Source organism: Streptomyces sp. NPDC049577 (assembly GCF_040675635.1).
Lineage (GTDB): Bacteria > Actinomycetota > Actinomycetes > Streptomycetales > Streptomycetaceae > Streptomyces.
This window is the reverse complement of sequence record NZ_JBFAPH010000377.1, coordinates 1-5,791: the sequence shown is the minus strand read 5'-3', so window position 1 is coordinate 5,791 and position 5,791 is coordinate 1. Positions and strand designations below refer to the sequence as shown.

General features: G+C 69.9%; 9 protein-coding genes and 1 pseudogene. 6 read left to right on the top strand and 4 right to left on the bottom strand.

What is annotated here, in order from left to right; genetic code table 11:
- Positions 1-120 precede the first annotated feature (120 nt).
- Complete coding sequence (locus AB0K09_RS28825) at positions 121-528, bottom strand: peptidase inhibitor family I36 protein (protein WP_366068348.1); 408 nt, start codon at positions 526-528, stop codon at positions 121-123.
- 243 nt (positions 529-771) lie between these two features.
- Here AB0K09_RS28825 and AB0K09_RS28820 point away from each other — a divergent pair, with 243 nt between their 5' ends.
- Entirely contained in the window at positions 772-1,341 is a 570-nt protein-coding gene (locus tag AB0K09_RS28820) for a hypothetical protein (RefSeq protein WP_366068347.1), read from the top strand.
- Positions 1,342-1,345: 4 nt separating this feature from the next.
- Here the strand turns inward: AB0K09_RS28820 and AB0K09_RS28815 are convergent.
- A pseudogene (locus AB0K09_RS28815) lies at positions 1,346-1,690 on the bottom strand (chitinase); the annotation flags it as partial.
- Positions 1,675-1,806, bottom strand: coding sequence for a hypothetical protein (locus tag AB0K09_RS28810; RefSeq protein WP_366068346.1), 132 nt, complete (start codon positions 1,804-1,806; stop codon positions 1,675-1,677). The pseudogene AB0K09_RS28815 and the gene AB0K09_RS28810, both read right to left, overlap by 16 nt.
- A 160-nt stretch (positions 1,807-1,966) precedes the next feature.
- On the opposite strand from AB0K09_RS28810, the gene AB0K09_RS28805 reads away from it, so the two are divergent.
- A complete protein-coding gene (locus AB0K09_RS28805; protein WP_366068345.1) occupies positions 1,967-2,191 on the top strand; it encodes a hypothetical protein in 225 nt (74 codons plus the stop codon).
- Positions 2,192-2,237: 46 nt separating this feature from the next.
- Here AB0K09_RS28805 and AB0K09_RS28800 read toward each other — a convergent pair whose 3' ends face one another.
- Complete coding sequence (locus AB0K09_RS28800; RefSeq protein ID WP_366068344.1) at positions 2,238-2,768, bottom strand: SMI1/KNR4 family protein; 531 nt, start codon at positions 2,766-2,768, stop codon at positions 2,238-2,240.
- Positions 2,769-2,960: 192 nt separating this feature from the next.
- On the opposite strand from AB0K09_RS28800, the gene AB0K09_RS28795 reads away from it, so the two are divergent.
- The 4 genes from AB0K09_RS28795 (at position 2,961) to AB0K09_RS28780 (ending at position 5,704) form a co-directional block, all read left to right on the top strand.
- Positions 2,961-3,302 carry a hypothetical protein gene (locus AB0K09_RS28795; protein WP_366068343.1) on the top strand — a complete coding sequence of 114 codons (342 nt, stop codon included), beginning with the start codon at positions 2,961-2,963 and terminating at the stop codon, positions 3,300-3,302.
- A gap of 247 nt (positions 3,303-3,549) precedes the next feature.
- A complete protein-coding gene (gene sigJ / locus AB0K09_RS28790) occupies positions 3,550-4,440 on the top strand; it encodes an RNA polymerase sigma factor SigJ (protein WP_366068342.1) in 891 nt (296 codons plus the stop codon).
- A gap of 69 nt (positions 4,441-4,509) precedes the next feature.
- Complete coding sequence (locus AB0K09_RS28785; RefSeq protein ID WP_366068341.1) at positions 4,510-4,968, top strand: carboxymuconolactone decarboxylase family protein; 459 nt, start codon at positions 4,510-4,512, stop codon at positions 4,966-4,968.
- 109 nt (positions 4,969-5,077) lie between these two features.
- Positions 5,078-5,704 carry a flavodoxin family protein gene (locus AB0K09_RS28780; RefSeq protein ID WP_366068340.1) on the top strand — a complete coding sequence of 209 codons (627 nt, stop codon included), beginning with the start codon at positions 5,078-5,080 and terminating at the stop codon, positions 5,702-5,704.
- Positions 5,705-5,791 lie beyond the last annotated feature (87 nt).

The following is a 5,791-nucleotide window of genomic DNA, read 5'->3' as shown; positions in this document are numbered from 1 at the left end:
GGCGTCGGTGAAGAACAGACACCCGAAGACGGCCGCCTTTGGCAGACCGGCGACGTACTCGTGCTGCGGAAGCCACTCCTTCGGCACACAGACCCCCTGCAGACACGCGCCCCGGCGCGGTCAGCGGCCCTCGCCGGGCGGTGTGCCACAGCTCGCGCCGCCCGGACCGTCGAACTGCACGGAGCTGAAGAAGTCCCGGTAATCGGGAAAGAAGTTGCCCTTGCCGGTCGGCCCCGCGGACGTGACGGCCGTGCAGCCGGTGTACTGGGCACCGGACCACAGATGGATGGTCGAAGAGGTCCGGTTCCAGTCCGATCGCCCTCGGTCGTTCATGCCGAGCGCCGCGAGGTCCGGCGCGTTCCCCCGCAGTTTGATCATGTCGCCGGTGCCGTCGAGGCCCGAGAACATGCAGTAGTAGCCGGCAGGGCAACGGTCGTACCCGTCGGCCGCGTGAACTGCGGAGACCAGCAGTGCGGCCATGGCCACGGCGGCCACCGGAACGAGCAGGGTACGCAAGGCGTTTCTCATGTCCGTCTGCTCCTCGATGGTTCACTCGTCGTGCCAAGGATCGAGTAAGCGGTGCCCCGTGCCAAGGGCTGTGCCCAGCTTCACCCGTGAAGGGGGCGCGCGCCGCATGGGGGAGGAGCACCCGCCCGCGTCACACGCCCACCCGCCTCCTCGCAAGCCGGGCAGGCACGCCCCGCATTGCCGCCCCCGCCCCCGGGTAGGCGAAGACTTGGCATGCCGGGTAGCGAGCGGGGAGGGACCGCCGTGGCACTGAGGAATCGGGCCCCGGAAGACCGCGGGGACGACGGCGCGGAAGCCGACCTGAGGAAGGCCGAGGGCGCCGCCGCGGGCCACTTGGAGGCGGAACGCCTCGCCGGGAAGGAGCCGGAGGACCGATCCGCCGATCAGGGGCCGACCCGGGCGGTGCTCTCGCTCACCGATGCGGAATCCGGTATCGCCACGCTCACCGTGCGGGGAGGCAACGGCATCCCGAAGGGGATCCGCGTCGTCGACGAGTCCGGGACACTGATCGGCGCCTATATCGGCTTGGCCCTGGACGACCTGAGCGTGGCCAAGTCGGCCCGGTCCGCGGTCGCCGGCGCGCTCGCGCGCTCCCTCGACAGCACCGACGAGGAGGACGAGGCCAAGGCGGAATCACCGGCGGGCGTCATCGTCGGCAAGGTCGGGGAGGACGTCCCCGTCAGGCTGACGCCCGAGGAGTTCCGGGATCGCGCCGTCACCCTCTTCGCCGGCGAACTGATCGACCTGTCCCGCGAGATACGGGGTTCGACTCTGCGGGAGCCGGGCGGAGCTGCGGGGGACCGACGTCGGTGAGGGCTCACCGGCCCTGCAGCTTCGCGGCGTTGTCCCCGAAGGCCCACCCTCTCGAACCGTCCCAGTTGATCGACCAGGTCACCAGTCCCTTCAGTCCGCCGGCGCCGGCGTGCCAGGCCCGCGCGACCAGGCCGGGTGGCATGTAGCCGCCCCCGGCGCCCGGCTGCGCGGGCAGCCCCGGGACCTGTTTGTCGTAGGGAACGCGGATCGTCGTCCCCTGGATGACCAGCCCTCGGTTCAGGCAGTCGGTCTGCGCGGTGATCCCCTCGACCGTCCCGGCGGAGTAGGCGTCGCCGGAGCAGCCGTACAAGTTGCCGTTGTAGTACTGCATGTTCAGCCACCAGAGCCGAGCAGGGCGTGTAGATGGTCTTCCTGGGTGGGCTGTGAGGGTTCTCTGCCGTGGGCGAGATCGTTGCGGAGGGCGATCAGACTCTGGACGCGCTGGTGGTCGGATGGTTCGGGCACGAGCCAGGACAGAGTGTGGGTGAAGTCTTCACCGGCGTGGGGGGCTTTGGTGAGGGCGGTGCACAGGGTGAACCAGGTTTCCATGCTGGGGGCTGCCAGTTGGTCCGCGGTGAACCTGACCCCGATCCCTGGCCCGAGAGGCTGACCTTAGGCTTTGGCCATGCTTCTGATCTACGGCGGCGAGACCACTGCCGACGCGCCCACGCCGCGCACCGGCGGAGTCCCGCTGGTCCCGGGTGAATTCGTCTGGCCGATGCGCCGCGAGTGCGGTGGGGCGATGCAGTTCCTCGCCCATCTCCCCCCTCGACATCGGCGTGGTCGCGGCGCGAACACGGCCGTGACGTCGAAGTCGAGCACCTCCACGTCCACCTCCCCCGCGTGCTGAAGACGGCCGTCTCGTGATCGCTTCCTTGACCTGGAAGACGCCATGGTCAACAAGTTGGTACGGGGTCCCCAGGAGAGTCGTCACCATAGGTGCTGCCCGCAGTGAGGCCCTCGACGAACGAGCGGAAATCACCAGCCAGGACGAGCTCCGTGTCGAGGCCGGTCTCGAACCATGTGACCGAGGGCTCGCCATCCCGCCCGCAGGTGCGGTAGTCGAGCCCAATCCAGCAGTGCCCATCGCCGGAGAGCAGCACAAGGGGTGCCGGCAGACCCCACTCCTCAACCAAGTACGGAGTGTCGAGCAACGAGGTCATCCCATCGCGACGCCCGATCCCCATCAGGTCGTCGAAGGGAACGTGGTCTTCACTCCACGAGGTCGGTCGGCTGGTGGGGAACGCGTCGTGATCAGCCGCCACGAGACCACCGTTCTGAACCCGCAGAAGATCAAGCAGGGTCCAAGGCAGCGTCACACCGAGCACACGCTCGGCTTCTCGCACCATCTCGTCCGTCAGCGGCTGCTGGACGCCGTAATCGCCCTCACCCCAGAACGTCGCCATGACCTCATCAAATCGCGCCATGGCGCGCAGCCTACGGTTCAGCCACGCTGGCCTCAGCCACAAGATCATTTCTCAGTCCGGAAAAGGGCTCGCGTACTGGCTGCGGGACGCCAAGGGTCAGCCCTCCTCGGTGGCCCGCGCCCTGGCCACCCGGTACGGCGAGCACGTAGGGAAGGTGTACGCCGCAGTGGTCGTCGGCCGGGCCGCACCCTCGTGCCCCAGCGCCTGCCCACCACCGGCCAACTCGAGCAGGCGCACTTCAGCGACGGCAACGTGTGGATCCGCATCGCCGCCGACCCCGCATCCGGCCGCGCGGCCGGCCTGTGGCTCGCACCCCACCGCCCCGGCGTCGGACTCGGCTACGGCTACAGCGGCGGCGGCCCCCACACCCTCGCCCAGCTCCTGAACGCGCTCCTCGACGACATCACCGCCCCCGCCGCCGACCACAGCCACCCCGAACCGCCCGCCGGTCTGTTCCACCTGGTCCGCACCGCTCCCAAGGACCAGCCCTCCACCTACACCCGCGCCCAGCTGCTCGCCGCCCGCGGCAGGTAACCTGCGGCCAGGCCGCTCAGCCCCGGGCCGGCCCGCCCCGTTGGTGGTCGGGCCCGGCTCCCTCCCACTGCTGTCGCCGACTCCACCATCAGGGGGTGTTTCACACGTCCGCCCTTCCCCCCTATGGGATACCGCCGTCCTTCGTCGTCGGTCTGAGCGGACTCGCTCGCTTCTGCGGAGCTGTCTTCCAAGGTCGCGAGGTCGGATAGCTACGCTGGTCCGCACGTTGGAGGAGGTCGCGATCGGTATGGGTGACGGGCACGGGCACGGACGGTCTGAGCGGGAGGATCCGCTCGGGGCCGGTTGGGAGCGGCACCGGCCTGCGGTTTTCGGTGTGGCCTACCGGCTGCTGGGGAGCGTGGCCGATGCCGAGGACGTGACCCAGGACGTGTGGTTGCGGGCGGCCGGAGCGGATCTGGAGGACGTCGGTGACCTGGGGGCTTGGCTGGTGACGGTGGCCGCGCGGCGGTCCTACGACATCCTCAAGAGTGCCCGTGTCCGTCGGGAGAGCTATGTCGGGCCGTGGCTGCCGGAGCCGCTGCTGACGGGGCCGGACGCGTCGCAGCCGGTACTCGTCGACGAGTCCGTCGGCTCGGCGATGCTGCTGATCATGGAAGAGCTGAGCCCGCCGGAGCGGGTGGCTTTCGTCCTGCACGATGTCTTCGGTCTCGAGTTCGCCAGGATCGCCGAAGTGCTGGACGTCTCGGTGCCGGGCGCCCGGCAGCACGCCTCGCGGGCGCGGCGACGGGTCGCCAAGGCGAAGCAGTCCGTGCCGCAGGCGTCGAAGGCGGAGCGCGAACGCGTCCTCGCTGTTTTCCGCGCCGCGTACGAGGCTGGGGACCTGGCCGGCCTGGTCAGGCTCCTGCACCCGGACGCCGTCTTCGTCACCGACGGTGGCGGCAAGGTTTCCGCGGCGCGCAAGCTCATCCATGGCGGTGAGCGCGTCGCCGAGGTCATGGTGCGTGTGGGACGCCGGTGGCGTGCGGAGCGCATCGACTTCGCTGAGGTCGGCGGCGAGCTCGCCCTGGTGCTCTACCGCGAAGGCCGGGTCCACTCCGTGGACACCGTCCAGATCACCGACGGTCTGATCACCGCGTACCGCAGGGTCGTCAATCCCGACAAACTCGCGCGCGTCTGAGCTGTCACGCCCGCAGGGGCTGCCTCGTCTCCCTGGTGAGAACGCAAACGAGCGACGAATCGAAGGACGATGCACGACCCCCAGCGCGTCAACATCGGCAAGCAGCACCCGGCCTCCTACAAGGCCCTCATCGCCCTGTCCCAGGAGGTGGAAGAGGCCACGGCCGCGGCGGGCCTCGACCCGCTCCTGACCGAGCTGCTGAAGATCCGCGCCTCCCAGATCAACGGCTGCGCGTTCTGCCTGCGCATGCACACCCGCGACGCCCTCAAGAAGGGCGAGAACCCCGACCGGATCGCCGTACTGCCCGGGTGGGAGGAGACCGGCTACTTCTCCGAGACCGAGCGCGCCGCCCTCCGCCTGACCGAGGCGGTCACCCGCGTGTCGGACGGACACGTCAGTGACGAGGACTACAGCGCCGCCGCGGCCGTGCTCACCGAGGACCAGATCTCGGCCGTCTCCTGGCTGGCCATCCTGATGAGCGCGTTCAACCGCCTCGCGATCACCAGCCGCTACCGCGTCAACGGCTGACCTCGACGCTGACACCGACGGTGATACGGGCCGGCGAAGCCCCCCACCGTCATGAAATCGACCGCCTCGCGCCGCGCCACGCGGCACGATTCAAAGGAGCCCTGCCATCATGACCACGCACGCCCCGGCCGCTTCTTCCGCCGCTGCCACCCCGCCGGTCGTCGCCATCGCCTATCACTCGGGCTTCGGCCACACCGCGGTGCTGGCCGAGGCGGTGCGCGAGGGCGCCGCCGACACCAGGGCGACCGTCCACCTGGTCAAGGTCGACGAGATCACCGAGGCGCAGTGGGAGTTGCTCGACGCCGCCGACGCGATCGTCTTCGGCTCGCCGACCTACATGGGCACGGCGTCCGGCGCCTTCCACGTCTTCGCCGAGGCCACCTCGAAGCGCTGGGCGACCCGCGCCTGGCAGGACAAGCTGGCGGCGGGCTTCACCAACTCCGGTGCAAAAAGCGGCGACAAGCTGAACACCCTGCAGTTCTTCTCCGTGCTGGCCGCCCAGCACGGCATGCACTGGATCAACCTCGGCCTGCCGTCCGGCTGGCACTCCACCACCGCCTCCGAGAACGACCTCAACCGCCTCGGCTTCTACCTGGGCGCTGGCGCTCAGACCGACGTCGACCGGGGCCCGGATGGCGTCCACAAGGCCGACATAGCCACCGCCGTACACCTCGGCCGGCGAGTCGCCGCCCAGGCCGCGGTGTACGCCGCCGGCCGCGCCGCGGCCGCCGCCTGATACGCCTCCCACGGGTGCCGGGCGCTCGTGAGCGACGTACGCGCCCGGCCCGAGCGCCCCGTTCCGCGCGTGCCGCCCGTACAACTG

Excerpts from the sequence above, each read along its gene's own strand:
- AB0K09_RS28825 (WP_366068348.1), bottom strand. The coding sequence starts at position 528 with ATGAGAAACGCCTTGCGTACCCTGCTCGTTCCGGTGGCCGCCGTGGCC.
- AB0K09_RS28805 (WP_366068345.1), top strand. The coding sequence starts at position 1,967 with ATGCTTCTGATCTACGGCGGCGAGACCACTGCCGACGCGCCCACGCCG.
- AB0K09_RS28800 (WP_366068344.1), bottom strand. The coding sequence starts at position 2,768 with ATGGCGCGATTTGATGAGGTCATGGCGACGTTCTGGGGTGAGGGCGAT.
- sigJ (WP_366068342.1), top strand. The coding sequence starts at position 3,550 with ATGGGTGACGGGCACGGGCACGGACGGTCTGAGCGGGAGGATCCGCTC.
- AB0K09_RS28785 (WP_366068341.1), top strand. The coding sequence starts at position 4,510 with ATGCACGACCCCCAGCGCGTCAACATCGGCAAGCAGCACCCGGCCTCC.
- AB0K09_RS28780 (WP_366068340.1), top strand. The coding sequence starts at position 5,078 with ATGACCACGCACGCCCCGGCCGCTTCTTCCGCCGCTGCCACCCCGCCG.